The sequence below is a fragment of the Actinoplanes sp. NPDC051405 genome, from assembly GCF_055586185.1.
In genome coordinates this window covers 265,278-289,150 of the sequence record NZ_JBVJIR010000006.1, presented here as the reverse complement: position 1 = coordinate 289,150, position 23,873 = coordinate 265,278, and the positions used below count along the sequence as shown (strand labels likewise).

At 73.0% G+C, this 23,873-nt stretch carries 23 protein-coding genes and 2 pseudogenes; 10 read left to right on the top strand and 15 right to left on the bottom strand.

The window, feature by feature from the left end; genetic code table 11:
• The first annotated feature begins 27 nt into the window (after positions 1–27).
• The 3 genes from ACZ6S4_RS15940 (at position 28) to ACZ6S4_RS15930 (ending at position 3,819) form a co-directional block, all read left to right on the top strand.
• A complete protein-coding gene (locus ACZ6S4_RS15940) occupies positions 28–2,025 on the top strand; it encodes an ATP-binding protein (protein WP_465475642.1) in 1,998 nt (665 codons plus the stop codon).
• A 206-nt stretch (positions 2,026–2,231) separates the two neighbouring features.
• Positions 2,232–3,176, top strand: coding sequence for an NADP-dependent oxidoreductase (locus ACZ6S4_RS15935; protein ID WP_465475641.1), 945 nt, complete (start codon positions 2,232–2,234; stop codon positions 3,174–3,176).
• Positions 3,177–3,318: 142 nt separating this feature from the next.
• The gene (locus tag ACZ6S4_RS15930) at positions 3,319–3,819 is read left to right on the top strand and encodes a cupin domain-containing protein (protein WP_465475640.1); all 501 of its coding nucleotides are present in this window, start codon (positions 3,319–3,321) and stop codon (positions 3,817–3,819) included.
• A 226-nt stretch (positions 3,820–4,045) separates the two neighbouring features.
• On the opposite strand, the gene ACZ6S4_RS15925 is transcribed toward ACZ6S4_RS15930, so the two are convergent.
• The 4 genes and pseudogenes from ACZ6S4_RS15925 to ACZ6S4_RS15910 all read right to left on the bottom strand — a co-directional run.
• The gene (locus ACZ6S4_RS15925) at positions 4,046–5,527 is read right to left on the bottom strand and encodes a gluconokinase (protein ID WP_465475639.1); all 1,482 of its coding nucleotides are present in this window, start codon (positions 5,525–5,527) and stop codon (positions 4,046–4,048) included.
• A gap of 14 nt (positions 5,528–5,541) precedes the next feature.
• On the bottom strand, positions 5,542–6,939 hold the full coding sequence (locus ACZ6S4_RS15920; protein ID WP_465475638.1) for an acyl-CoA synthetase: 1,398 nt from the start codon (positions 6,937–6,939) through the stop codon (positions 5,542–5,544).
• Between the two features lie 103 nt (positions 6,940–7,042).
• The gene (locus ACZ6S4_RS15915) at positions 7,043–7,285 is read right to left on the bottom strand and encodes a hypothetical protein (protein ID WP_465475760.1); all 243 of its coding nucleotides are present in this window, start codon (positions 7,283–7,285) and stop codon (positions 7,043–7,045) included.
• 145 nt (positions 7,286–7,430) lie between these two features.
• Positions 7,431–7,484, bottom strand: a pseudogene (locus ACZ6S4_RS15910) (hypothetical protein); the annotation flags it as partial.
• A gap of 63 nt (positions 7,485–7,547) precedes the next feature.
• Here ACZ6S4_RS15910 and ACZ6S4_RS15905 point away from each other — a divergent pair.
• Complete coding sequence (locus ACZ6S4_RS15905; protein WP_465475637.1) at positions 7,548–7,718, top strand: hypothetical protein; 171 nt, start codon at positions 7,548–7,550, stop codon at positions 7,716–7,718.
• On the opposite strand, the gene ACZ6S4_RS15900 is transcribed toward ACZ6S4_RS15905, so the two are convergent.
• The 4 genes from ACZ6S4_RS15900 to ACZ6S4_RS15885 are packed head-to-tail and all read right to left on the bottom strand — an operon-like array spanning position 7,692 to position 11,927.
• A complete protein-coding gene (locus tag ACZ6S4_RS15900; protein WP_465475636.1) occupies positions 7,692–8,384 on the bottom strand; it encodes an SGNH/GDSL hydrolase family protein in 693 nt (230 codons plus the stop codon). The genes ACZ6S4_RS15905 and ACZ6S4_RS15900 overlap by 27 nt on opposite strands.
• Positions 8,381–9,403, bottom strand: coding sequence for an alpha/beta hydrolase (locus ACZ6S4_RS15895; RefSeq protein WP_465475635.1), 1,023 nt, complete (start codon positions 9,401–9,403; stop codon positions 8,381–8,383). The genes ACZ6S4_RS15900 and ACZ6S4_RS15895 overlap by 4 nt, the downstream gene beginning before the upstream one ends.
• Entirely contained in the window at positions 9,400–10,158 is a 759-nt protein-coding gene (locus tag ACZ6S4_RS15890; protein WP_465475634.1) for a hypothetical protein, read from the bottom strand. Before ACZ6S4_RS15890 ends, ACZ6S4_RS15895 begins: the two co-directional genes overlap by 4 nt.
• Complete coding sequence (locus ACZ6S4_RS15885; protein ID WP_465475633.1) at positions 10,155–11,927, bottom strand: phosphatidylglycerol lysyltransferase domain-containing protein; 1,773 nt, start codon at positions 11,925–11,927, stop codon at positions 10,155–10,157. Before ACZ6S4_RS15885 ends, ACZ6S4_RS15890 begins: the two co-directional genes overlap by 4 nt.
• Before the next feature lie 172 nt (positions 11,928–12,099).
• Between ACZ6S4_RS15885 and ACZ6S4_RS15880 the strand changes: the two genes are divergently transcribed.
• A complete protein-coding gene (locus ACZ6S4_RS15880) occupies positions 12,100–13,356 on the top strand; it encodes a carboxylesterase family protein (RefSeq protein ID WP_465475632.1) in 1,257 nt (418 codons plus the stop codon).
• A 13-nt stretch (positions 13,357–13,369) separates the two neighbouring features.
• Here ACZ6S4_RS15880 and ACZ6S4_RS15875 read toward each other — a convergent pair whose 3' ends face one another.
• Genes ACZ6S4_RS15875 through ACZ6S4_RS15865 form a run of 3 tightly spaced genes read right to left on the bottom strand, consistent with a single transcriptional unit; the run spans position 13,370 to position 16,370 of the window.
• Positions 13,370–14,119 (bottom strand): ABC transporter permease, encoded by a 750-nt coding sequence (locus ACZ6S4_RS15875; protein ID WP_465475754.1) that lies wholly within the window; start codon positions 14,117–14,119, stop codon positions 13,370–13,372.
• A gap of 5 nt (positions 14,120–14,124) precedes the next feature.
• Complete coding sequence (locus ACZ6S4_RS15870; protein WP_465475631.1) at positions 14,125–15,639, bottom strand: DUF1349 domain-containing protein; 1,515 nt, start codon at positions 15,637–15,639, stop codon at positions 14,125–14,127.
• Positions 15,636–16,370 (bottom strand): ABC transporter ATP-binding protein, encoded by a 735-nt coding sequence (locus ACZ6S4_RS15865; RefSeq protein WP_465475630.1) that lies wholly within the window; start codon positions 16,368–16,370, stop codon positions 15,636–15,638. The genes ACZ6S4_RS15870 and ACZ6S4_RS15865 overlap by 4 nt, the downstream gene beginning before the upstream one ends.
• 118 nt (positions 16,371–16,488) lie before the next feature.
• Between ACZ6S4_RS15865 and ACZ6S4_RS15860 the strand changes: the two genes are divergently transcribed.
• Together ACZ6S4_RS15860 and ACZ6S4_RS15855 are read left to right on the top strand one after the other, a co-directional pair.
• On the top strand, positions 16,489–17,619 hold the full coding sequence (locus ACZ6S4_RS15860; RefSeq protein ID WP_465475629.1) for a sensor histidine kinase: 1,131 nt from the start codon (positions 16,489–16,491) through the stop codon (positions 17,617–17,619).
• On the top strand, positions 17,616–18,278 hold the full coding sequence (locus ACZ6S4_RS15855) for a response regulator transcription factor (protein ID WP_465475628.1): 663 nt from the start codon (positions 17,616–17,618) through the stop codon (positions 18,276–18,278). Before ACZ6S4_RS15860 ends, ACZ6S4_RS15855 begins: the two co-directional genes overlap by 4 nt.
• On the opposite strand, the gene ACZ6S4_RS15850 is transcribed toward ACZ6S4_RS15855, so the two are convergent.
• Both ACZ6S4_RS15850 and ACZ6S4_RS15845 read right to left on the bottom strand, forming a co-directional pair.
• Entirely contained in the window at positions 18,265–18,780 is a 516-nt protein-coding gene (locus ACZ6S4_RS15850) for a 3-keto-alpha-glucoside-1,2-lyase-like domain-containing protein (protein WP_465475753.1), read from the bottom strand. The genes ACZ6S4_RS15855 and ACZ6S4_RS15850 overlap by 14 nt on opposite strands.
• A gap of 24 nt (positions 18,781–18,804) precedes the next feature.
• Positions 18,805–19,629, bottom strand: a pseudogene (locus ACZ6S4_RS15845) (glycoside hydrolase family 43 protein); the annotation flags it as partial.
• Between the two features lie 103 nt (positions 19,630–19,732).
• On the opposite strand from ACZ6S4_RS15845, the gene ACZ6S4_RS15840 reads away from it, so the two are divergent.
• The 3 genes from ACZ6S4_RS15840 to ACZ6S4_RS15830 all read left to right on the top strand — a co-directional run bounded on the left by ACZ6S4_RS15840 (position 19,733) and on the right by ACZ6S4_RS15830 (position 23,094).
• A complete protein-coding gene (locus tag ACZ6S4_RS15840) occupies positions 19,733–21,592 on the top strand; it encodes a glycosyltransferase (protein ID WP_465475627.1) in 1,860 nt (619 codons plus the stop codon).
• 63 nt (positions 21,593–21,655) lie between these two features.
• Positions 21,656–22,648, top strand: coding sequence for an RNA polymerase subunit sigma-70 (locus ACZ6S4_RS15835; RefSeq protein ID WP_465475626.1), 993 nt, complete (start codon positions 21,656–21,658; stop codon positions 22,646–22,648).
• Positions 22,645–23,094 carry a DUF6069 family protein gene (locus ACZ6S4_RS15830; RefSeq protein ID WP_465475625.1) on the top strand — a complete coding sequence of 150 codons (450 nt, stop codon included), beginning with the start codon at positions 22,645–22,647 and terminating at the stop codon, positions 23,092–23,094. The genes ACZ6S4_RS15835 and ACZ6S4_RS15830 overlap by 4 nt, the downstream gene beginning before the upstream one ends.
• A gap of 102 nt (positions 23,095–23,196) precedes the next feature.
• On the opposite strand, the gene ACZ6S4_RS15825 is transcribed toward ACZ6S4_RS15830, so the two are convergent.
• Positions 23,197–23,394 (bottom strand): hypothetical protein, encoded by a 198-nt coding sequence (locus tag ACZ6S4_RS15825; RefSeq protein ID WP_465475624.1) that lies wholly within the window; start codon positions 23,392–23,394, stop codon positions 23,197–23,199.
• Between the two features lie 22 nt (positions 23,395–23,416).
• Positions 23,417–23,827, bottom strand: coding sequence for a winged helix-turn-helix transcriptional regulator (locus ACZ6S4_RS15820; RefSeq protein WP_465475623.1), 411 nt, complete (start codon positions 23,825–23,827; stop codon positions 23,417–23,419).
• Positions 23,828–23,873 lie beyond the last annotated feature (46 nt).

Below are 23,873 nucleotides of genomic sequence, written 5' to 3'. Positions count from 1 at the left end.
AGATGATCCTGACGAGAGGGGACAGGCGTGGGGTCGACACCGCTGAGCGGGCGGCTGGCCGCGGCACGGGCCGAGGCGCTGGTGGGCCGGGAGGCCGAGCGCGCGGTGCTGGACCGGATGCTGTCCGGGGCGGCGGATGCCCCGCTGGTCGCGTACCTCCATGGACCCGGTGGCATCGGCAAGTCCTGGCTGCTGCGCTACGCCGGCCGGCAGGCCGAAGCGGCCGGCCGGCGCGTGGTGCCGATCGATGCCCGGTACCTCGACGCGGACCCCCGCCGGCTGGCCGAAGCCGCGGCCGTGGCGTGCGAGGAGCCCGGCGTGGTGCTGCTCATCGACACCTTCGAGCGCTGCCAGACGCTGGAGGCCTGGCTGCGTGACACCTTTCTGCCGGGGCTGGCCCCGGGGGCGGTGGTCGTGCTGGCGAGCAGGGTCGCCCCGGACGTCGAGTGGTCACTGGATCCCGGCTGGGCACGGCTGTTCGCCGAGTTGGTGGTACGGCCGCTCGACGCCGCGCAGTCCGACGCCCTGCTCGCGGCCCGCGGGATGCCGGCCGATCGCCGGCCCGACCTGGTGGCCTTCGCCGGCGGCAGCCCGCTCGCGCTCTCGCTCGGCGCCTCCGTCCGGGCCACCGGCGCGCCCTGGGAGCCGACCGGCGAGGTCCTCACCACCCTGATCGAGCGCCTGGTGGGCGACCTGCCGGGTCCCGCGCACCGGCGGGCCCTGGAGGTCGTCGCGCAGGCGTACGTCACGCGCGAGTCGCTGCTGCGCGCGGTGCTGGGTGACGAGGACGCCGCGGTGGTCTTCCCCTGGCTGCGCCAGTTGCCGTACGTCGAGGCCACTCCGGAAGGGCTGCATCCGCATGACGCGGTGCGTTCCACGCTGGCGGCCGACCTGCGCTGGCGGGATCCCGAGCGCTATGAGGACGTACGCGTACGCGTCTCGACTGCCTGCCTGCACGAGGCCCGGCGCGCCGCCGAGGACGACGCGCTGGTACGGGTGGCGGAGTGGATGTTCCTGTTCCGCGACGACTGCGGCCCGGACGACCCGTACGACTGGCGGCCGCACCCCCAGGTCGAGGACGCCCCGCTGCACCCCGCCGACGTGCCCGCCGTGCTGCGCATGGCGCAGGAATCGGGGCCGGCCGAGGCCGCGGCGGTCGCGCACTGGGCGCGCCGCCGGCCCCAAGGCTTCCGTGTCTACCGGTACGCCGGTTCGCCGGCACCCGTCGCGTTCGTGGCGTTCCTGCGGCTGGAGGCGCCGCTGTCCGAGGACCGGGCGGCGGACCCCGTCATCGCGGCACTGTGGGATTTCGTGGAGAAGGCCGCCCCGCTCGGGCCGGGTGAGCATCTGAGCGTCCGGCGCTTCGCGGTGCAGTCCGGCCGGGTCGAGCGACCGTCACCGTTCCTGGACCTGATCGGCCGGCGCGCCGTCGCCGCCGACCTGAGGGCCCGCGGACGCGCGATGAGCTTCGTGGTCGTCGAGGACGCCGAGCGGGTCCGGGGCTACCTCACCAGCGCCGGGTTGCAGGAGGTCGTGACCGCGGACGTCGGCGGACGGGAGCAGCATGTCTTCGGCCGGGACTGGCGGCGGCAGCCGGTGGAGCAGTGGGTGCAGGACCGGGCCCGCACCGGGGTGGTGCCCGCGGCCGGCTGGACCGACGCGGCGTCTGCCGGCGACGACCTGTCCCGGGAAGCTTTGGCGGAGGCGGTGGACGAGGCGCTGCGCACGTGGCACGTTCCGCGGGAATTCGCGACCAGCGTGCTGCTGCACTCGCGCCTCGTGCCCCTGGGTTCGACCGATCCGGTGGCGGACCTGCGCGGCGCCATCATGGCCGCGGTCGACGCGCTGCAGGTCGATCCGGTGGGTGTGAAGGCGTACGAGGCGCTCACCGCGACGTACCTGTCGGCCTCGCGCACCCACAAGGCCGCCGCCAGGCGGTTGGGAGTGCCGTACGGCACGTACCGGCGGCAGCTCGGCCTGGCCAAGGAGCGGCTCGTCGAGCACCTGCTGCGCCGGCTGGCCTGAACGGCTCCCTCGCCTGCGTAGGCACTGCTGAGCAGCAGTGAGCACCGCGGGCCATGGCCTGCGGGCCGGTCCGTGCCGCAGGGTGGTCAGGCGGGAGATGTCCTGTCGGCTGCGTCACGTCTCGTCCTGTTGCTTCGAATTCGAAGCACAGCTATGGTCAGTAAGTGCTTCGAAATCGAAGCAAATGCGGAAGGTGAGGATCAGCCATGAAGGCAGTGCGTTTCCACGAGTTCGGCGGCCCCGACGTCCTGCGGTACGAGGACGTCGACCAGCCCGTCCCGGGCGCCGGGCAGGTCCGGCTGCGGGTGGCCGCGACCACGTTCAACGGCGTCGACGCGAACATCCGCGGCGGCAACATGCAGGGTCCGATCCCCGTCGCCCTGCCGCACACCCCGGGCATCGACGTGGCCGGCACCGTCGACGCCGTCGGCGAAGGCGTCGACAACGTCGCCGTCGGTGACCAGGTGATCGGCTTCCTGCCCATGACGGGCGCCGGCGCCTCCGCCGAGTACGCGATCGCTCCCGCCGAGGTCCTGGCGGCGGCGCCTACGACCGTGCCGCTGGCCGACGCCGCCGCACTGCCGGTGGTCGGTCTGACCGCCTGGCAGGCGCTGTTCGAGCACGCCAAGCTGACCGCCGGACAACGTGTGCTGATCAACGGGGCCGGCGGAGCGGTCGGCGGCTACGCCATTCAGCTGGCCAAGAACGCCGGCGCCCAGGTCATCGCCACGGCGAGCCCGAGCAGCAGCGGGCGGGTCAAGGCCTCCGGCGCCGACCAGGTCATCGACCACACCAGCGCCGACGTCACCGCCGCGGTCACCGAGCCGGTCGACGTCGTGCTCAACCTCGCCCCGGTCGACCCCGCGCAGCTCGGCGCGCTCGTCACCCTCATCCGCGACGGCGGCGCCCTGGTGAACACAACCGTGTGGATGCCCGCGCCCTCCGACGACAAGCGGGGCGTGGCGGGGATCAACCTGTTCGTCCGCAGCGATACCGATCAGCTCGCGCAGCTGGTCAGCCAGATCGACGCGGGCCGGCTGCACGTCGACATCGCCGAGCGGGTCCCGCTGGCCGAGCTGCCCGCCCTGCACGCCCGGGCCGCCACCGGCGCACTGCCGAGCGGCAAAGTCACCATCACGGTGGCCGCCTGAGATGGGCCGGGCGTTGAAGCTGCTGATCAGCTCCGCCGACCGGACCGTCCCGATCACGGTCCAGCAGCGGACCCGACATGACCGCCGCCCTCGCGCGATGCGTGCAAGTGATCGAAGCAGAACCGGCAACGAGAGGCCAGCGATGATTCCCGACGACGATCCGGCCCGGTCGCTGACCGTGGCAGACCCTGACGACCCCGCCACCACGTTCGTGTCCCTGGTGGGCAACACGTACGCCATGCTGATCACCGGCGAGCAGACCGACGGCCGGTACTGCCTGATCGACATGCGCGTACCCGACGGCGGCGGCCCGCCGCCGCACCGGCACGACTTCGAGGAGATGTTCACGATCCTCGAAGGAGAGATCGAGTTCACCTTCCGCGGCGAGAAGCACGTCGTCAAGGCCGGCTCCACGATCAACATCCCGGCCAACGCGCCGCACAACTTCCGCAACGTCTCCGGCGCGCCGGCCCGGATGCTGTGCATGTGCACCCCGGCCGGGCAGGAGGAGTACTTCACGAAGATCGGCACGATCGTCGACGGCTGGGACGCGCCGCCGCCGCAGCTGTCGGCCGACGAGCTCGCCAACCAGCGCCGCCGCGCCGGGGAACTGGCCGAGACCTACCGCAGCGTGTTCCTCTGATTCACCGCTCCCCTTCCTCCGGGCTCGTGCCCGGAACGGTGCTACCCGACCCGAGGTGGCGGATAACTGACGGGTGCCCCGGATCGCACCGGCCCCCGCCCACCTCGACGACGACGAGCTGGCTCGCCGCACCGACGAGGAGCGGGGCCGACGCCGGGGTCTTCGACCACAACCCGCTCGGCGGGGACAACCCCTTCCCGCCGACGCGCTCCGCGGAGTCGGTTTCTCAGCCGCGCACGAGCGCGTCGTACACCTCGGCGAACCGCGCGCGGCGGCCCGCGTAGTACTCGACGTGCGCGGCCCTGGGTTCGTACGTCGCCCCGGTGGTCCTGGGCGCACGCGGGACGTCCGGGGCCAGCACGTCGAGGGCCAGCAGGGCCGTGCCGCGCTGTGTGGCGCGGCGCCGGGTCACGTGTGTGACGGGCCGGCCGAGCACGTCCGCGAGGACCTGGAGCCACTCGGGCTGGTCGTTGCTGACCCGGCCGGCCGCCGCGACCTCCAGCACCCCCGGGGCGGCCGGGTGCAACTCGTCGGCGACGCGCGCGTAGGTCATGGCCACGCCCTCGACGATCCCGCGGAACATGCTGTCGGCGTCCGTGGCGGCCGACACCCCGCCGAGTACCGCGCGTGCCCCGCCGACCCAGCCGGGCGCACGTTCACCGGTGAGGTACGGCAGCACGAGCGGCGTGGCATCGCTGGGCGGCGCGGTGAGGACGGCCCCGAGCGCCGGGCTGAGGCGCAACGTGCTCTCGGCCCAGCTGACGGCGCGACCGACGTCGTTGATCGCCCCGCCGAGCAGCGTACGGCGCGCGTCGACCCGGTAGTTCCACAACCCGAACGGCAGCGGATCGGCCGGGCCGTCGAGCAGCACCCGCAGGGCACCGCTGGTGGCGGTCGCCGCGGTGAGCACCGTGGCGTCGACCGCCCCGGCTCCGATGTTGCTGGCGAAGCCGTCGGTGATGACGGGGAACCACACTGCCCGGGCGAGGGCCGGCAAGTGCGCCGGGGTGGCTGGAGGTGCCGGCTGCGTCATGTCCCTCGGCGGGGAGAGCTGCTCGGGGCCGATGCCCGCGGCGGCGAGCAGCTCGGCGTCGAGCTCACCGGTGCGACGGTCGAGCAGACCGGTCCACGCCACGGTGGACGTCCCGGCGAGCGGCTGCCCGATCAGCCGGGCCAGGATGTACTCACCCAGGGACCACCAGGCGGCGGCCTCCGCGACGATGCGCGGCTGCGCGGCCGCCAGCCAGCGCAGGCGCGGGGCGTGATAGCTGGTGTGCAGCCGGGTGCCGGTGCGCTGCTGTACGGCGTGCTCGTCGAGCTCCTGACGGAGCGTGGTGACCGCGTCGCCGCTGCGGGAGTCGGCGTAGGTCAGGCACGGGGTGAGCGCGCGCCCGGCGGCGTCGACCGCGATCAGCGAGGCGGCGAAGGTGTCCATTGCGACACCGGCGACGCGGGTCCCGAGCCGCGGGTCGCCGGTCACCGCGGCGAGAACCTGCTCGACCTCCGCGGTCACCTGGTCGGGGTCGATGACCGAGGTGCCGTCGGGCGCGACCGTGAAGGCGTGCGGCACCTTGTGCTGCAGGCCGTGCACCCGCCGGCCCGACGCGTCGTGCACACCGCCGCGGGTGGCGGTGGAGCCGATGTCCAGGGCAAGGACCAGCGGGTCCAGCGCCGCGTCGAGGGTGACGTCATCGTCGGTCCGGGTCATCGCAGTCCTTGCTCTCACGATTTCAGCAGATGTTTCTGGACCTTACCCATCGCGTTGCGAGGCAGCGCGTCGACGAACCGCACCTGCCGTGGTCGCTTGTGGGCCGACAACGTGCGGGCCACGAAGTCGACGAGTTCACCGGCGGTCACTGCCTCGGCCACCACGAACGCGGTGACCTGCTGGCCGAGGTCGTCGTCCGGGGTGCCGAGCACGGCCGCCTCGCGGACCGCCGGGTGGGCGAGCAGGGCGTCCTCCACCTCGCCGGCGCCGATCCGGTAGCCGCCACTCTTGATCATGTCGGTGGACCGGCGGCCGACGATGCGGTACGCGCCGCCGGGCGTGGTGCGGGCGATGTCGCCGGTCCGGAACCAGCCGTCGGCGTCCAGCGACTGCGCGGTGACCTCGGGCCGGCCCAGGTAGCCGTCGAAGAGCATGGGGCCGCGCACCCACAGCTCGCCGATGGACTCGCCGTCGGCCGGCAGCGTGGACCCGTCCTCGCCGACGACCCGGGCCTCGACCCCCGCGACGGGCGTACCGACGAGGCCGGCCTCGCGTCCGGGGTCGCCGGCCCGGTTGCTCAGGGTGATCAGCGTCTCGGTCATGCCGTAGCGCTCGACCGGGCGGTGGCCGGTCAGCTCGTGCATGCGCGCGAACAGCGGGGTCGGCAGGGCCGCGCTGCCGGAGACCAGCAGGCGGGCGGAGCGCAGGCGCTCGGCCACGGCCGGCTGGGCGCACACCCGGGACCAGACCGTCGGTACGCCGAAGTAGAGGGTGCCGGCCGCGGCCGCGTACGCCTCGGGGTCGGGCCGCCCGGTGTGGTGCAGGCGGCAACCCACCCGCAGTGCGCCGAGCACGCCGAGGACCAGCCCGTGCACGTGGAACAGCGGCAGGCCGTGCACGAGCACGTCGTCGGGATGCCATGCCCAGGCGTCGACCAGTGCGTCGATGCCGGCCTCGAGGGCACGGTGCGAGAGCACTGCACCCTTCGGTGGGCCGGTGGTGCCGCTCGTGTACATGATCAGCGCGGCCTGCTCCGGCTTCGGCTCGGGATGCCGGTTGTCCGAGCTCCGGTGCAGGTCAACCTGACGTACGCGGATCTCGGCGGCCGGGTCCGGGCCGGCGGCGAGCAGCAGCGTCGCCCCGGAGTCGCGCAAGATGTGCGATCGTTCCCGCGGCCCGGAGTCCGGTGGCAGTGGGACGACCGCGGCACCGCCGAGCATCGCCCCGACGATCGCCACCACGGTCTCGGCGCTCGCGGTGGCGTGCACCGCCACGACCGGCTCACCGCGGACGTCGTCGGCGACCGCGTGCGCACAGGCGAGCAGTCGTTGCGGCGAGAGCGTGACCGTACCGATCCGGATCGTGTCGCCGGCCGTCGTGGGGGAGAGGGCCGTACCAGCCAGCAGGCGCATGTGCTGAACCTACGCCGTACCGGTGACGGTCACAGCCGTTCGTCCTCGGTAGGAAGTTCACTGTGGACGACGTACGATCCACCTCCGGCGGCGAGCCCGCCGATCAGGAGGTCGACGATCGGGCGGCCAGGCTCGGATCCACCGGCCGCGGCGAGCCGTCCGCGATCCCGGCGACCACGGCGGCGTGGAACATCTGCTCGCAGTCGCTGCGGAGGCGGTTCAGGTCTTTGAGGGCCTCGATCTGGCGCGCCTTCAGCGCCGCTGACACCTCGCCGCGTACGGCCTGGTGGACGACGTGGTGGTAGGCCAGGGCCTCCATCAGGTTGAGCAGGTGGGCGATCGACATCGCCACCCAGCCGGTCGCGGGCCGTTCCGGGCCCGGCGGTGTGCGGCTCGACGCGTTCGCGGACCCGGCGCATGCCCTCGCCGTAGACGGCCAGGAAGATGTCGAACTTCGACCGGAAGTGGTAGTAGATCAGGCCCTTGGTGGCCCGCACGTCGCGGGCGATGTCGTCGATCGTGGTGCCGGCGAAGCCGTTGCGCATGGACGCCTCGGCCGCCGCGTCGAGGATCTTCGCGCGCTGCCGATCATCGGCATCGCCTACTTCATGTCCTCCGTCGACCGGACCAACGTCGCCCTCGCGAAGACGGCGCTGGAGGCCGACATCGGGATCAGCGCGGCCGCCTACGGCCTCGGCGCCGGTCTGTTCTTCGTCAGCTACGCGTTGCTCGAGGTGCCGAGTGCTGACCGGTCAATGAGCAGCCGCGTACGCCGCTGACGCGATGGCCTCGTGCCCGGCCGCGTTGGGGTGATCGCCGTCGGCGGCGAGCAGCCACGTCGGGTCGCCGGTTCCGGTGCCGCCCTTGAACACGGGCAGCGTGTCGACGTAGGTGGCGCCCGCCTCGGCGGCCGCGTCGCGTAACGCCTTATCGCAGGCCGTCGTCGCCGCGACGGCCGCCGCGCGCCGGCTGTCGTCATTGCCCGCGGCGGCCCCGTCCTCCACGACGTTCCAGTAACCGAACACCAGCACCGGTACGCCCGGCCGCAGGTCGTGCATCGACCGCAGCACGGCCGTCACGTTGCGGCCCACCTGCGCGACGGGCGCCGCGTACGGGTCATCGTCGTCGAGCGCCGCGGCCACGTCGTTGGCCCCGGCCATGACCAGCACGACAGTCGCCCGCCGTACGGCGTCCCGGGCGGGCGCCCCGCTCAGCGTGCGCCGCACGTCGGCCGAGGTCGCACCGGCCTCGGACAGGTTCTCCGAGTCCGCCGCCGGGGACATCATCCGGGCATACAGATCAGGGAAGGGCGTGCAGCCGCACGCGGTGCCGGCCGGAACCGAGTCGCCGAAGGTCACCACGGTGACCGGCGGGGCCGACGCCGGTGGCGGCGTGGCGCAGCCGCCTAGCAACAGCACGCCGAGCACCGCGACCACCGCCCTCACGGCGTGACCGCGGGACGGGCGAGCCACGACGACAACCAGTCGAACGCGGGCGCCTCCATGGCCTGCCACACCGCGTCGCTGTGCCCGCCGTGGGCCACGACGGCCGTGGTGACCGACAGCGGCGGGCGGGCCAGCCGGGCCATGGTCAGACCGTCCCGGCGTGACGGCGGGTCGTCGGCGGCGTAGGCCAGATACAGCCCGGCCCGGGGTTGTGGGAGGTGCCGCAGCCGCCAGGCGACGTTGTGGGTGGTCACCTCGGAGCCGTCCCCGACCTTGATGCCGGGGGAGGCGTACCCGGACAGGCTGGCCGCGGCGGCGTACTGCCGCGGATGCCGCAGCAGCAGGTCGGCGGCGCAGAACCCACCGGCCGAGTAGCCGGCCAGGCCCCAGGCCGGGCCGTCGGGCCGGACCCGGAAGCCGGCCCGGACCGCCGCCGGGACGTCCACCGTCAGGAACGTCTCCGCCTTCGGACCGCCGGCCAGGTCGGTGCACTCGGTGTCGACCAGCGGGTCCGGCGTCTGGTAGGCGAAGACCACGACCGTCGGGGCCATCCGGCCGGTGGCGATCTCCTGGTCGAGGTGCCGGCGCACGTCGAGGCGGCGCAACCAGCTCTTCGGCGACCCGGGGAAGCCGTGCAGGGCCTCGATCACCGGATAACGCTCGTGGCCGCGGGCGTAGCCGGGCGGCAGGTAGGCGTACGCGGGCATGGTCATGCCGGAGGCCCGCCCGGCCACGGTGATCTCGACGATCCGGCCGCCGGGCCCCGAAGCGCCTTCGGCGGGCGGCGGCGGGACGGGCGGGTCCCCTTGTACGCCGCCGAGCGCGCTCCAGCTGGGGTAGGCCTCGGTAAGGCGGTTGAGCTCGATCGCCGACGTGGTCACCACGCTCAGCGTGCAGGCCAGGACGAGGCCGGTCCGCGCGATCCGGCCGGCCCGTTCCCAGCGCACCGCGACGGCCACCGAGCAGCCCATGACCAGGGCGATGCCGGTCAGCAGCAGCGGAACTCCGTCGATCCTCATGCCGGCAACGCCGTCGGGAGGACCCGGGCGGATGCGAGCGCGGGCGGGCTCTGCGCGGCGGCCCAGCCGGTGGCGGCGGACCAGGTCGTGAAGGCGCGCGTGAGGACCGGCGAGCCGGTGCGGGCGGGATCGCCGCCGACTATCGCCAGTGCGGCGAAACGTCCGGGGAACTCGGTGACCAGCCGCCGGGCGAGCGGCTCCTGGGTGTCCGCCGCCACCAGGACCCAGCCGCGCGGTGTCGTGCGCAGATCGGTCGCCAGCAGGCCGGGCAACCCGGCCAGTGAGCCGGTGCGCCCGCCGGGGGCGAGCGTGACCTCGATCAGGCCGGCGCCGGCCGGGCGGCCGCCCAGGGCGAGCAGCACGGGGTACGTCAGCGGGCGGACCGCGTACCCGGGCGGGACGGTCACCCGGGGCGGCGCCGCCAGATGCCACGCCGCTGAGCCGGGCGGCTGCCACGGGCGGCTGGGATCCCGGGCGAAGGTGGCGTCCAGCCGGCCGGTCCGGGCCGGGGTCACCCCCGCCGGGGCGCCGGTCTGCCCGGCCAGCGCCTGCCAGGAGGGATAGAACTGTTCCTGGCGGTTGTAGAGCAGTCCGGCGCCGAGCACCAGCAGGGCCTGGCTGAGCAGCAGGCTCAGCACGCGGGTGGGCACCCGTCGGTGCCGGCTGCCGCGGTTCCACGACCAGACCAGGAACGCGCCGGCCGACAGCGCCGCGGCGCCGGCGCCGAGCACGAGCGGCAGCCCGGTGAGCGTCATCGGCGGACCTCCGCCGGCGCCGCGGCGAGCGGGGCCCGCCGGCCGGGACCGGGCAGGAACGCCTCGGCCGACAGGACCGCGACCGCTATCCGCGGGAGCTCACGGACCGCGGGGAAGCACAAGTAGCGCGGCACCCAGGCGGGCTGGTACTTGGCGTTGGACCGGTACAGCGACTCGATCTGCCAGACCCGGGAGGCGGCCTTGAGGATCTGGTAGGACAGCCGCAGCACCGGCCCGGCCCCGAGCTCGTCGGCCCGGGCGAACACCGAGCGCAGCACGGCAAAGTTCAGCGAGACCCGGTGCACGCCCAGCCCGGGTGCGGCCGTCATGGTGGTCACCACCATGAACTCGGTCAGCCCGTTCTCGGCGGTCCGGTCCCCGCGCATCAGGTCCAGCGACAGCCCGTCGGTGCCCCACGGCACGTAGTGCAGCAGGCCACGGATCCGGCCGTCGGCGTCCCGGCAGACCACGAACAGGCAGTCACCGTCGTCCGGGTCGCCGAGGCGCGACAACGCCATGGAGAAGCCGCGCTCGACCCGGCCGTCACGGAACGCGTCGGCGGCCCGCTGCGCCTCGGCCAGGGCCTCCGGCGTGAGATCGCGCAGCCGGGTGACCGTACAGGTGTAGCCGGCCCGCTCCACCCGGGCGACCGCCTGCCGGACAGCGCGCATCGCCCGGCCCTGCAGGGTGAAACCGGCGACGTCGAGGATCGCCTCGTCACCCAGCTCGACGACGTCCAGGCCCGCTTTCCGGTACGCCCGGCCGGCGGCATTGCCACAGCCGAGCACAGCCGGCGTCCAGCCGTGCCGGGCGCAGTCCCGCAGCCACACCGCGATGACCTCCGGCCACTGCGACGCCAGGCCGATGGGATCGCCGGAGGCCAGGCTCACCCCGTTGATCACGCGGTACGCGATCACCGCCTTGCCCGACGGCGCCCACAGCAGCGACTTGTCCGGGCGCAAAGCGAAGTAGCCCAGCGAGTCGCCCGCCCCGTGCTGCCGGACGAGCTCACGGACCACCGCGTCGTCGTCGACGGTGCGTTGCGGCAGCCGGTTCGCCGGGCGCAGCAGCAGCACGACGGCCGCCGCGATCGAGAGCAGTCCGAACATGCCGGTGGTATAGCTGACCGTCTCGGCGCCCAGCGGGTACGCGAACCGGATCGGCCCCGAGACCCCGACCAGCCCGAGCGCGGATTCCTGCATCCAGGCGATCACTCCCGGACGGCCTTCGAGCCGGTTCATCCGTACGGCGATCTCGAGCAGCCCGACCGCGAACCCGGCGCCGGCGAAACCGATGAACGCGGCCAGCGCCCGCCACCGGTTCCACGGATCGGCCTGCGCCTGGAAGCGGCGGCGTACCACGATCAGCATCACCAGCAGCGCCACGGAGACCGCGGCGGCGTCGTAGTGCCAGCCCCGGGCCAGGTGCAGCACCACCCCCGCGCCGGCCAGGACGACCGCCACCTGCCAGGCCCGGTGCTTGCCCCGGCGCAGCCCGGCCCCGAGATAGACCAGCAGCAGCCCGGAGGCCGCGCTGGCCGCCCGGGCGGTGAGCACGCCGGCCATCGGCAGCAGCCCGGCCAGTTCCCCGAAGCGGCCGTGCGGCGACGGCAGCACCACCGTGACGACGTTGTAGATCCCGGCCAGCTGGACCAGCCGGGCGACCGCGACGCGGGACAACGGCGGCTGCGGCCGCCAGGGTTCCTCGGGATCGTCCGGCGCTGTTTCTTCGGGCCCGGTTGCTCCTGCGTGCCCTGCTGCCTGCCTCATAGCGCGATCGTCTGTCCACCCGCTTGGCATCCGCCGAGAGTTCTCTGTGTCCTTCCTGGGCATCCCGGGCCGCCGCGACGCCGGGCTTCCGCTCGGCACGGCCACCGTGATAGACCCATGTCAATGCACAATTTTTAACGGGATCGAAACAGGGGGCTGCATGGCCACGTCGATGAGCCGTCGATCCGTCCTGGCCGCCGGGGCCGGCGCCGCCGTGGGGCTGGCCCTGCCGGGTGCGGCCGCGCAGGCCGGCGGCCACTCGGCCACCAGGGCGCGATTCACCCTCAACGCCGAGACCTTGGACGGCGGCGAGCAGGTCACCTCGCTCACCATCCTCACCGGCGGGCTCGGCCGCATCGACCCGGCCGGCCTCACCACCGGCACCTTCACCGTGCACGCGAAGGCGACGAGCCCGATCCCGATCGCGCCGGGCGACCAGATCTTCAGCGAGTACGACCTGGACCGGGCGGTCACCGCGGTCCGGCTCGACCACCACGGCAACATCGTGCTCGACCTCGCGTACGCCGAGGGCCAGACCGGCGGTGGCACGCTCGGCTACATCGCGAGCCGGGGCCGCAACGTGCGGCTCGACCTCGTGTACACGATCACCCAGAACGCCCCTTTCACCGTACGGGGACACCGCCCGGTCACCATCAGCGAGTTCGTCCAGGGCCGGCTGTCCAACCCCGAGGTGGACGTGTTCCGCTACGCGATCTCCGCCTCGGGGATGAAGTACCGCCTGTACCAGCCGTCCCGCCGCTTCGCCGGTCGCGGCCGGCGCCCGCTCATCGTCTGGCTGCACGGCGGCGGTGAGGGAGCCTCGCTGCCGGACAACTACTACGACAACGAGACGACGTTGCGGGCCAACCGCGGTGCGCTGGGCTTCGCCACCCCGGAAGCCCAGCGGATCTTCGCCGGCGCCTACGTCGTGGCCCCGCAGAGCACGTCTTTCTGGCTCGAGGACGGTGACCGTTTCGCCCCCCTGATCCGCGAGATCATCCGTGAGGTCTCGCGCCGGCACCAGGTCGACCGCGACCGGATCTACGTGGCCGGCGCCAGCAACGGCGGCTACATGAGCCTGAAGATGACCACGGTCTATCCGGACCTGTTCGCGGCGTCGGTGCCCATCTGCGGCGTCGTCCAGTCCCTGCAGCCCGGCGGCCCCACGATGATCACCGACGCCGAGTTGCGGGCCATTCGGACCCCGACCTGGCTGGTCACCTCTCGCGACGACACCACGGTGCCGCCGGTGCCCAACACCGTCCACGCCCACGAGCTCATCGACGGCTCGTTGCTGTCGCTCTACGACAACGTCGTCTGGAACGGCCACCAGTTCCCCGGCCACTGGTCGTGGATCTACGTGGCCCGCAACGATCCGCGCATCGACGGCACCCGCATCTGGCAGTGGATGGCCCGGCAACGCACCTGAGCGGTCCGGGCCGTCAGGGATCGCGGAATCGAAGAGCCAGGCCGCCGCAGAGCAGGGCCGCGGCGGCCCAGGCGGCCAGGACGGCCAGGCCCGCCCAGGGCCCGACCGGGAGGTGGTCCAGGTCGGTGGTGGCCTGGACGGCCAGGCCGGCCGTCATCGGCGCGAACCGGCGCAGCGTGCGTTGCAGCTCCGGATCGTTGATCACCGCCGCGACCATCGGTACGGCGTACAGCAGGGCCAGCACCGCCCCCGCCGAGGCCGCCGCGTCCCGGATCACGGCGGCGACGCCGAGCGCCAGGAGCCCGATCAGCACCAGGTAGAGCACCGATCCAGCGGCGGCCCGCAGCGTCGGACCGTCAGTCAGTGACGGCGCTGCGATGCCGTTGCCGGGCAGCACCGCCCGGCCGGCGGCCACGCAGCCCAGCACGGCCACCGTCCCCACGACCAGGGTCAAGCCGCCGGTCAGGACCGTCTTGGCGGCCAGGACCACGATCCGGCGGGGCATGGCGGTGAACGTCGTGCGGAGCAGGCCCGTGCTCTGCTCACCGCCGATGGTCCACACCGCCAGCAGCACGACGAGAGCTTGGCCAAGCTGCACCCCGGCCAGGCTCAGCACCGCCGGATCGGTGCCGCATCCGCCCCCGGCGCAGCTGGCCGAGGCGACTGCGAACAGGCTCGTCAGCACCGTCGCCACCACGAAGCACGGCACCAGCCAGAAGGCGGCGGGTTCGGTGCGCAGCTTCGTCCACTCGGCGTACAGCATCCGGCTCACGCGTCGCTCCGGCGCAGCCGCACGACCGCCAGACCGAGAGCCAGCGTGGCGTACCCGGCCAGAACGGCGAGGCCACCCCACGCCGGCAGCGGGTAGTAGCCGGACGTGGGCGTGTAGCTCGCCAGCACGTGCGCGTACTCGGGCGCGACCTGCTGGAACGCGAAGGCCGCGGCCGGGGTCAGCCGTAGCAGCCATTCCGCGCCCGCGGTCGGCAGGCCCCCGATCATCGCCAGCAGGTACGGCAGCACGACCACCGCCACCGCGACACCCACCGCGGCCAGCCCACGCCGGAACAGCACCCCCAGCCCCAGCGAGAGCAGCGCGGTGCCCGCGACGAGCAGACCGGTCTCGACAGCCACCCGGGCCAGCGTGCCCAGCGGCAACTCCGGCTGCCGGAAGCCGTTGCTGGTCAGCACCTGCCAGCCGAGCGGGATGACCAGCGCGGCGGCGGCCGTACCGGCGACGAACGTGACGGCGCCGAGCACGATGGCCTTCGCCGCCACGACCCGGCCCCGCCGCGGGCTCGCCAGCAGCGTCACCCCGATCAGGCCGCGCCGGAACTCGCCGGAGACGGTACGGGCGGCCACCACGGTCACCACGATCAGGCCGATGACCAGCCCGATCAGCACCAGCTGGAGCCAGGGTCCGGTTTCGCCGGCCAGGGGAGCGATGTCGCCGTTGCCGGACACCGTCAGGACCCCGCCGGCCTCCTCGGCGCTGCCCGGGTGGTGCACGGTGCCGTCCGGGTTCGGCTCGGTCCCCACGTCGTCGCGCCGCCAGTCGCCGGGCGCGGTGCCGGTCGATGCGACGTTGTCGAAGGTGGCGGTCGCCGTGGCCAGCCGGGCCTGGACGCTGCCGCCGCCGGCCCCGCCGTTCACGGTGAGGTCGCTCGGTGACGTGACGAAGAGCCCGAGCTCCACGGGGCCCGCCAGCGTCGCGGTCCCCACCCTGCTCCAGGCGGTGCCGTCGGCCGACTCCTCTCCGGTGAGCGTGTCCCCGGCGCGGGTCAGCCGCAGCCAGCGCGGTGCGCCCGCCGAGACTGCGCCGGGTTTGCCCGCGGTGTCGTGGACGAAGTCGTGCTGCATCCGTACGCCGTGCTCCGCGGTGACCATCAGGGCCACGTACCGGGAGCCCACGGCGGTGCCGTGCTTGGCGATGACGCCGGCCTTCGCCCACTCCACCAGACCCGGGACGATCTTGTCGTGGTCCGGCGGCGGGTAGGTGATCACGCCGGTCATCGAGGTCACCCGTACGGTGATGGCGCCGTCCCCGGCCAGCGTCCGGTGCACGAAGTAGAACTTGTCGCGTACCGGCTCGCCGTCCGGGCCCAGCGGGAGCGCCGGGCACTCGATGTCCACCGTCCCGTTCGAGCAGGACGAGATGCTGTTCGACGCGACGAACAACCCCAGCAGCACGGTCACCACGGTCGCGGCCACCGTGCCGAGCACCCAGCCGCGGACCGTGCGGAACTTGACCCACTCGGCCCCTACGAGCCGTCCGAAGTCGCTCATCGGGCTGCCTCCCCACGGAACTCCACCGCGTCGCGGGTCAGCGCGAAGTACGCCTCCTCCAGCGACGGTGCCGCCGCCAGCAGCTCGGACACAGTGGTGTCGGCGAGCACCCGGCCCCGGCCGACGATCACCACGTGCGCGGCGATGTGCTGCAACTCGCTCATCAGGTGACTGGCGACCAGCACGGCCCGCCCCTGCGCGGCGAGGGTCCCCAGCAGCCCGCGCATCCACACGATCCCCTCCGGGTCGAGGCCGTTGAACGGCTCGTCCAGCATCAGCACCGGCGGGTCGCCGAGCAGCGCGGCGGCGATCCCGAGCCGCTGCCGCATGCCCAGCGAGAAGCGGCCGGCCCGGCGGCGGGCGACCTCGGCCAGGCCGGCCTGCTCCAGCACCTCGTCGACCCGCCGGGCCGCGAAGCCCTGCGAACGGGCCAGCCAGAGCAGGTGGTTGCGGGCGGAGCGGCTGGGCTGCACCGCCCCGGCGTCGAGCAGCGCGCCCACGTGGGTCAACGGCCGGCGCAACGTCCGGTACGGCACGCCGCCGACGAGCGCGGTGCCGGCGTCCGGGGCGGCGAGGCCGAGAACCACGCGCATGGTGGTGGACTTGCCGGCGCCGTTCGGGCCGACGAAGCCGGTGACGTGCCCCGGCCGTACCGTGCAGGACAGGCCGTCCAGGGCGACTGTGCGCCCGTACCGTTTGTGGAGGCCGGTGACCTCGATCGTGGGTTCCATGGCCCCGGTTCTACGCAGCAGGCCGTAACGGCGGCCGAACGCACACCGTCATTCCGCTGTTAGGTGCGGACCGGCATGCTGGTCAGGTGCCGGACGGCGGCACGGCAGGGGGAACGGGATGCGCACGGCTCGGCGTCAGTTCACGATCATGTACGTGGTGCTGTTCATGCTCTCCGGCGTCGCGCTGCTCGGCCTCACCGGCCTGATCACCATCTCCAGCACCAGAGCCAGCGTCCCGGTCGGGCAGCAACAGCAGCCGGTCGACGCAGCCGCGCGGATCGGGGAGCTGGAGGCGCAGCTGGCGGCCGTGCACCAGGACCAGGCGCGGCAGCTGCTCGCCGGTTCGGTGATCGCGCTGACCGTGATGGCCGTGGCCTCGGTGCTGCTCGGCCGGTCGGTCGCCGGGCGGGTGCTGCGCCCGCTGCGGACGATCACCGCCGCCACCCGGGCGATCACCGCCGACAACCTGCACGAGCGGCTCGCCGCGCCCGGCCCGGACGACGAGGTCAAGGCGCTCGCCGACACCATCGACGATCTCCTCGAACGCCTGGAGCAGGCGTTCGCGGCGGAACGCCGGTTCGTCGCCAACGCCTCCCACGAGCTGCGCACCCCGCTCGCCACGATGCGCGCGTCGCTGGACGTCGCGGTCGCCAAGCCCGGGCCGGTGCCGCCGCAGACGGTGGCGCTCGCCGGCCGCCTGCGTACCGAGCTGGACCAGGTCGACGGCCTGCTCGACGGGTTGCTCATCCTGGCCCGCACCCAGCACGGCGCGCTCGCCGACCGCGCCCCGGTCTCGCTGGGCGAGCTGGTCACGGAGGTGATGTCCGCCCGCGCCGCCGACCTCGCGGCCAAGCGGCTCACGGTCGACGCCGACGTGCGGCGCGACGCCTGGACCCACGGCAACGCCGTGCTGCTCACCCGGATGATCGGCAACGTCGTCGACAACGCGATCACCCACAACGAGCCGGACGGCTGGATCCGGGTGGTCGCCGCGGCCGAGAACGGCACCGCTCTGCTCACCGTCGAGACCGGCGGCCCACCGCTCGACCCGGAGCAGGTCGCCCGGCTCGGCCGGCCGTTCCAGCGGCTCGGCGTGGAGCGGACCGCCGGCACCGGCACCGGGCTCGGACTGTCCATCGTGGCGGCCGTCGCGGCGGCCCACGGTGGCACGCTGGCGTTGCAAGCCCGGTCCGAGGGCGGCCTGCACGTGGCGATCCGGTTGCCGCTGCTGCCGGAGGGGGCCGCGTGAGGGTGCTGGTGGTCGAGGACGCGCGGGCGCTCGCCGAGGTGGTCGCCGAGGGCCTGCGCGACCAGGGGATGGCCGTCGACGTCGCGCTGGACGGCCTGACCGCCGCCGAGAAGCTGGAGCTGGCGCCGTACGAGGTGGTGGTCCTCGACCGCGACCTGCCCGGCCTGCACGGCGACACGCTCTGCCAGATGATCACCGAGCGGGACGAACGCCCGATGGTCCTGATGCTGACGGCGGCCGGCGCGCCCGGCGACCGGGTCAGCGGCCTGACCCTGGGCGCCGACGACTACCTGGCCAAGCCGTTCCACTTCCCCGAGCTGGTGCTGCGGGTCCGCGCGCTGGCCCGGCGCCGCCCGTCGGCCCGGCCGCGGACGCTGCACGCCGCCGGCCTGGAGCTGGACCCGGCCCGGCGCACCGCCACCCGCGACGGCCGCCGGCTGGACCTCTCGGTCAAGGAGTTCGCCCTGCTGGAGGCCCTGCTCCGGGTGGCGCCGGCGTTCCTGAGCGCCGAAGCGCTGCTGGAGCAGGTGTGGGACGAGAACGCCGACCCGTTCACCAACACCGTCACGGTCACCATCGGCCGGCTGCGCCGCAAGCTCGGTGAGCCGCCGATCATCACCACCCAGGCCGGGGTCGGCTACCGCATCACCGGTTCGTGACCGCGAGATTGTCGAAGGCTGCTGCGGCGTTGTAGACGCGTACGCCCGAGGAGCCCGCTGTGTACGTACCGTCGGTGACTGTGATCCTGGGGTTTGTCATGTCTTTCACGAACACCTTCAGCGACGTGCCCACCGCCTCGACCCGCAGGTGGTAGCGCGTGCCCACGGTGACGGACAGGGCGGCGGCGCCGAGCCGGGTCCAGTTGTTGTTCGCCTTGCCCAGCACGACCTGGCCCGCCGGGCTGATGCCCGCGTAGTAGCCGCGGTAGCTGTCCGTGCCGACGGCGGGGGAGGTGGCCCGGAAGACCAGGCCGGCGTCACCCGCGCCGGAGGTGACCGTGACGTCGGCGTCGTAGACCGCGTCCGTGTGGTTGTCGGTCAGCAGCGCCTTGCCGCCGTACGAGTGCTGGGCCCGGTACTGCTCGCCGGTGGCCGTCCAGGAGCCGCCGTAGGTCTTCCAGCCGATCGCGTTGTTGTCGTCGAAGTTGTCCTTGACGAGCATCTTGACCCGCTGGATGGTGCCGTCGGCGGCGAAGTTCATCCGGTCGTAGGCCAGGTGGCGGGCGTTGCCGTCGGTCTCGCCCAGCGGCCGGCGGTGATAGAAGATGTACCAGGTGTCGGTGCCCGGGATGTTCACGACCGAGTTGTGGCCCGCGCCGCGGGCGACCGCGGCGTCCTGCGCCAGGATCTTGTCGAGGCGCTGGAACGGTCCGGCGGGTGAGTCCGCGATGGCGTACGCGACGGAGTAGTCCGGGCCGGTCCAGCCGCCCTCGGACCACATCAGGTAGTACCTGCCGTTGCGCTTGAGCATCTGCGGGCCCTCGACGTAGCCCACCGGCGTGATCTCCTTGAACACCGAGCCGTCGGGGAACGTGCCCAAGCTGGTCATGTCGCTGTTCAGCCGGGCGACGTTGGCGTGCCCGTGGCCGCCGTAGTAGATGTACGCCTGCCCGTCGTCGTCGATGAACACGTCCTGGTCGATCGGTTGCGCACCGTTGACGAAGCGGTCGATGAGCGGCCGGCCGATGGCGTCCCGGTACGGTCCCTCGGGCCGGTCCGCGACGGCGACGCCGATGCCGCCGAGCTCGGTGTTGCTCTGGATGTCGTTCGCCGCGAAGTAGAGGTAGTACCGGCCGTTGCGCTGGATCGGGGCGGGCGCCCAGACCGCGTACCTGGCCCAGGAGACGTTCGCGGTGCTCAGCACGGTCGGGTGCCTGGTCCAGGTGACCAGGTCGGTGGAGGAGAAGGCGTCCAGATAGGTCTGTTCGAGGTAGGGCCGGGAGGACGTGGGGAACACCCAGTACCGGTCGTTGTAGAGCGCGATGTCGGGGTCGGCGTAGCGGCCGTCGACGAAGGGGTTGCCGGCCTCCGCGGTCGTGTACGTGTGTCGTCAAGCGTTCTGCTCTGCGCACCGGATGGACGGCGGTCGCACGACCGGTCTAGGGTGCCGATCCGTGAAGGTCCTTTTCCTGCTCAACGACGGCTTCGGTATCGGTGGCACCATCACTACGACCTTCAATCTCGGCAGCGCCCTCGCCGAGCGGGGCCACCAGGTGGAAGTGCTCAGCACCGCGCGCCGGCGCGACGTGCCCCACATGCCGCTGCACCCGGCCGTCCGGCTGATGGCCCTCGTCGAGGCCCGGACCGACCACCCCGACTACCTCGCCGACGATCCGCTGCGCGGTCAGCCGGCGAAGTATTACCCGAAGGCCGACTACCGGTCCGGCGACTACGACCGGATGGTCGAGGGGCGGTACGCGCGCTACCTGGCGGCCAGCGACGCCGACGTGGTGATCGCCACCCGGCCCGGCCTGATCGCCTATGCCGGCCGGTTCGCCCCGGACCGGATGATCAAGATAGGCCAGGAGCACCTGACCCGCCTCCAGCAGCGCAAGACCATGCGCGAGGAGCTGCCCCGCCACCTGCGCAAGCTCGACGCCTTCGTCACCATCACCGCGCGTGACGCCGAGGACTACCGGGCGCACGTGCGGCTCACGGACACCGAGCTGACCTTCATCCCGAACAGCGTGCCGGCGCCGGTCGTGCCCCCGTCGCACGGCCGCGACAAGATCGTCGTGGCGGCCGGCCGGCTGGTCCAGGGCAAGCGCTACGACCTGCTGATCCGGGCCTTCGCCACGGTGGCGGCCGAACGTCCGGACTGGCAGCTGCGGGTCTACGGCCAGGGCAAGCTCCGCAACGAGCTGCGCGCCCTGGTCGCCGAACTCGGGCTGCACGACAACGTGCTGATGATGGGCCCGTACACGCCGATCGAGACGGAGTGGGCCAAGGGTGCGATCGCCGCCGTGCCCTCCGACCAGGAACCGTTCGGCATGACGCTGGTCGAGGCGATGCGCTGCGGGGTGCCGGTGGTCAGCACGGACGCGCCGTACGGTCCGGCCGAGATCCTCCAGGACGGGATGGACGGCCTGCTCACGCCGATCGGCGACGAGGCCGCCCTGGCGGCTGCGCTGTTGCGGGTGATCAATGACGACGCGCAGCGGGAGGCGATGGCCGCCGCCGCGCTGAAGAACGCGCAACGTTACGACCCGGCCCTGATCGCGGAGCAGTACGAGCAGTTGTTCGACCGGCTCGCGGCCCGCAAGGCCGGCCGCCGGCGCTGGTGGCCCCGCCGGGAGCGGCCGGCCCCGCCGCAGCCCGTGCTCGGCCCGGCCCCGACCTCCGCCGTCCCGACCGTCGACGCGCTGGTCACCGCGGACGGCGAGCTGATGCTGGCCGACAGCGCGGAACTGATCTGGTGGCGCGACGACGACAAGGTGCCGGTGGGTGGCGACCTCACCGAGGGGACCTGGCAGCTGCGCACCCCGGACGGCGCCGCGGTCCGGGCCGGCCGGCTGGACACCCGGGCCCTGATCCCCGGCAGGGCCGAGCGGGTCCAGCTGCCCTACCGGCTCAGCGACGGCTGCCTCGGCCTGCGCGTCTGGGACCGGCCGGTGTACGCCGAGATCGCCACTGTGCTGATCGACGCGGAGGGCCTGCGGATCGAGGGCCGCCTGATCGGCGCCGAGCCCGCCGAACCGGTGCTGGAGCTGCGGAGCACCGCGACCCGGGAGCTGCCGGGCTCGGCCACCGACGCGGGCTTCGCCGTACGGATCGGCGCCCTGCCGGCGGGCACCTGGCAGCTCTGGCTGCGCTACGCGCCGGGGGAGCCCGCGGTCCGGCTCGGCCGGTTCCTGGACGACGTGGCCCGCAAGGACATCGCGTACGTGTTCCCGCCGATCACCACCGGCGGCGTCACGATGCAGCCGCACTACGACGCGAACAACGAGTTCTCGATCCGCGTGACCCGCCGTTGATGAGTTTTTCCGCTCTCGGCCGTCATACCTGCGACGGGGCTGCCGAGACGGAAGGGTGACGTCATGGGTGTGGACGTGTTGGAGGAGCTGGGTGTGAGCGGACTGGGGGAGGTCAGCGAGTCGGCGTTCTCGGGGCTGGTCGAGGGGCACCGGCGGGAACTGCATGTGCACTGCTATCGGATGCTCGGGTCGTTCGAGGATGCCGAGGACGCCGTGCAGGAGGCGTTCCTGCGGGCCTGGCGGCGCCGGGAGACGTTCGAGGGTCGGTCGACCTTCCGGGCCTGGCTGTACCGGATCGCCACCAACGCCTGCCTCGACCTGCTGGCCAAGCGGCGCCCGGAGCCGGCCACCGGCGGCGAGGTGCGGTGGCTGCAGCCGTACCCGGACCGGCTGCTCGACGAGCTGCCCGCCGGTGACGGTGACGGGCCGGAGGCCGTGGCGGTCGCGCGGGAGACGATCGAGCTGGCGTACGTGGTCGCGGTCCAGCACCTCGCGCCGCGCCCCCGGGCCGCGCTGATCCTGCGCGACGTGCTCGGCTGGCCGGCCAAGGATGTCGCGGAGCTGCTCGGGGACTCGGTCAACTCCGTGAACAGCGCGTTGCAGCGGGCCCGGGCCGGCATGCGGGAGCACCTGCCCGCCGAGCGGCAGGACTGGACCGGCGGCGAGGAGGACGCGCAGACGCGCGAGCTGGTACGCCGCTTCACCGACGCCAGCGTGGCCACCGACATCGACGAGCTCGCCGCACTACTGCGCGACGACGTCCGCTGCTCGATGCCGCCCACCCCGGGCCTGTACGTGGGCCGCGACGCGGTCGTGCACAACTGGGTCGAGGACGGCTTCGAGGGCATGACGGGCCTGCGCGCGGTCCGCACCGCGGTGAACCGTCAGCCCGCCTTCGCCTTCTACCTCTGGCAGGAGGAGGAAGGCGCGTACCTGCCGCTGACCATCGACGTCCTGCGCATCAGCGGCGGGGCGATCACCGAGATCACCACCTTCCACGACGACCAGTTCCCGCGGCTCGGACTGCCGGAGCGCCTCCCGGCGGGAACGGCATGACCAGCATGGATGACGTCGGGGTCGCCGCCCGTTCGGCCTCGGCCGGCCGTACCCACCAGCTCCGAGGGCTTGTCGGCACCGGCCTGGTCGCCACGCTCGCGGCGGTGGTGGCCACCACGCTCGCCGCCGCACTCGCCCGGGCCGCGGGCGTCGACTTCGCGATCCCCGCCGGGGGCGAGACGATCCCGTTGTCCGGGTTCGCCGTGGTGACCGGCTTCTTCTCGATCGTGGGGGTGGTGATCGCCGCGGCTCTGCTGCGCTGGAGCGCTCGCCCGGCCGACCGGTTCCTGTGGACGGCAGGGGCGCTGACCGTGATCTCGTTGATCCCGCCCGTCATCTCCGGGGCGGACACCGCCACCATCGCCGCTCTGCTCGGCCTGCACCTCGTCCCGGCAGCGGTGATGATCCCGGCCTTGACGCGAAGCCTGCGCACCCCCGCCGGCTGACGATTCGGCGCAGGACGATCCCGCCGTGGACCGGGACAGCGTCGTGGCAGCAGCCGAGGAACTGGCCGCCCGCCAGTTCCTCGGCGTGCCGGGCGACTCCGGTCACGGGCCGAGGCGTGACCGACGCGGCCGACCGGTTCCGGGCCGGACGCCCGGATCGACGAGCTCGACCTGCTGGTCTACAACGACGCGCTCGGCGGCGACGTCGATCACGTCAAGCTGCTCGACGACCGGTACGGGCTGGGCGTCGCCGCGCTGCGCCGGACCGGCCGCGAGGTCCACGACGAGGTTCTGGCGCACACGGTTGATGGCGGGATGAGACCTACGACGAGACCTCTTCGGTCTCATTGGTATCCGGGGTTCGGGAGGTGCCGTTGTTGGCCGCTTCGATCTCGGCCATGTGCTCCTCGGCCCATGCCCGCACTGCTGCGAGCGGCTCGTCGAGGCTCACCCCCAGTGGGGTCAGCCCGTAGTGCACCCGCGGCGGCACGGTGTCCTGCACTCGACGGGTGACCAGCCCGTCAGCGGCAAGGCTCTGCAGCGTGTGAGACAGCATTTTCTGCGACACCCCTGGTACGCGGCGGCGCAGCTCGGCGAAGCGCACCTCAACGGGGTGCGCCTCGGCCAGCACCTTGATCGTCATCGATGTCCATTTGGTGCCGATGCGGTCGAGTAGCAGCCGCGTCGGACAGTTCGGCGCGAACAGGTCTCCGCGACGTGCAGAGGTGGTCACCTCCGGCTCACCACCTTCCCTGGAAGTGCCGTCTTCTCCACCACGG

What these genes read in the sequence shown, in the direction of transcription:
- ACZ6S4_RS15860 (WP_465475629.1), top strand. Translation starts at nt 16,489, where the DNA reads ATGCGCACGGCTCGGCGTCAGTTCACGATCATGTACGTGGTGCTGTTC.
- ACZ6S4_RS15875 (WP_465475754.1), bottom strand. Translation starts at nt 14,119, where the DNA reads ATGCTGTACGCCGAGTGGACGAAGCTGCGCACCGAACCCGCCGCCTTC.
- ACZ6S4_RS15890 (WP_465475634.1), bottom strand. Translation starts at nt 10,158, where the DNA reads ATGACGCTCACCGGGCTGCCGCTCGTGCTCGGCGCCGGCGCCGCGGCG.
- ACZ6S4_RS15895 (WP_465475635.1), bottom strand. Translation starts at nt 9,403, where the DNA reads ATGAGGATCGACGGAGTTCCGCTGCTGCTGACCGGCATCGCCCTGGTC.
- ACZ6S4_RS15885 (WP_465475633.1), bottom strand. Translation starts at nt 11,927, where the DNA reads ATGAGGCAGGCAGCAGGGCACGCAGGAGCAACCGGGCCCGAAGAAACA.
- ACZ6S4_RS15870 (WP_465475631.1), bottom strand. Translation starts at nt 15,639, where the DNA reads ATGAGCGACTTCGGACGGCTCGTAGGGGCCGAGTGGGTCAAGTTCCGC.
- ACZ6S4_RS15830 (WP_465475625.1), top strand. Translation starts at nt 22,645, where the DNA reads ATGACCAGCATGGATGACGTCGGGGTCGCCGCCCGTTCGGCCTCGGCC.
- ACZ6S4_RS15905 (WP_465475637.1), top strand. Translation starts at nt 7,548, where the DNA reads ATGTCCTCCGTCGACCGGACCAACGTCGCCCTCGCGAAGACGGCGCTG.
- ACZ6S4_RS15915 (WP_465475760.1), bottom strand. Translation starts at nt 7,285, where the DNA reads ATGTCGATCGCCCACCTGCTCAACCTGATGGAGGCCCTGGCCTACCAC.
- ACZ6S4_RS15930 (WP_465475640.1), top strand. Translation starts at nt 3,319, where the DNA reads ATGATTCCCGACGACGATCCGGCCCGGTCGCTGACCGTGGCAGACCCT.
- ACZ6S4_RS15935 (WP_465475641.1), top strand. Translation starts at nt 2,232, where the DNA reads ATGAAGGCAGTGCGTTTCCACGAGTTCGGCGGCCCCGACGTCCTGCGG.
- ACZ6S4_RS15850 (WP_465475753.1), bottom strand. Translation starts at nt 18,780, where the DNA reads ATGCTCGTCAAGGACAACTTCGACGACAACAACGCGATCGGCTGGAAG.
- ACZ6S4_RS15835 (WP_465475626.1), top strand. Translation starts at nt 21,656, where the DNA reads ATGGGTGTGGACGTGTTGGAGGAGCTGGGTGTGAGCGGACTGGGGGAG.
- ACZ6S4_RS15925 (WP_465475639.1), bottom strand. Translation starts at nt 5,527, where the DNA reads ATGACCCGGACCGACGATGACGTCACCCTCGACGCGGCGCTGGACCCG.
- ACZ6S4_RS15920 (WP_465475638.1), bottom strand. Translation starts at nt 6,939, where the DNA reads ATGCGCCTGCTGGCTGGTACGGCCCTCTCCCCCACGACGGCCGGCGAC.
- ACZ6S4_RS15880 (WP_465475632.1), top strand. Translation starts at nt 12,100, where the DNA reads ATGAGCCGTCGATCCGTCCTGGCCGCCGGGGCCGGCGCCGCCGTGGGG.
- ACZ6S4_RS15865 (WP_465475630.1), bottom strand. Translation starts at nt 16,370, where the DNA reads ATGGAACCCACGATCGAGGTCACCGGCCTCCACAAACGGTACGGGCGC.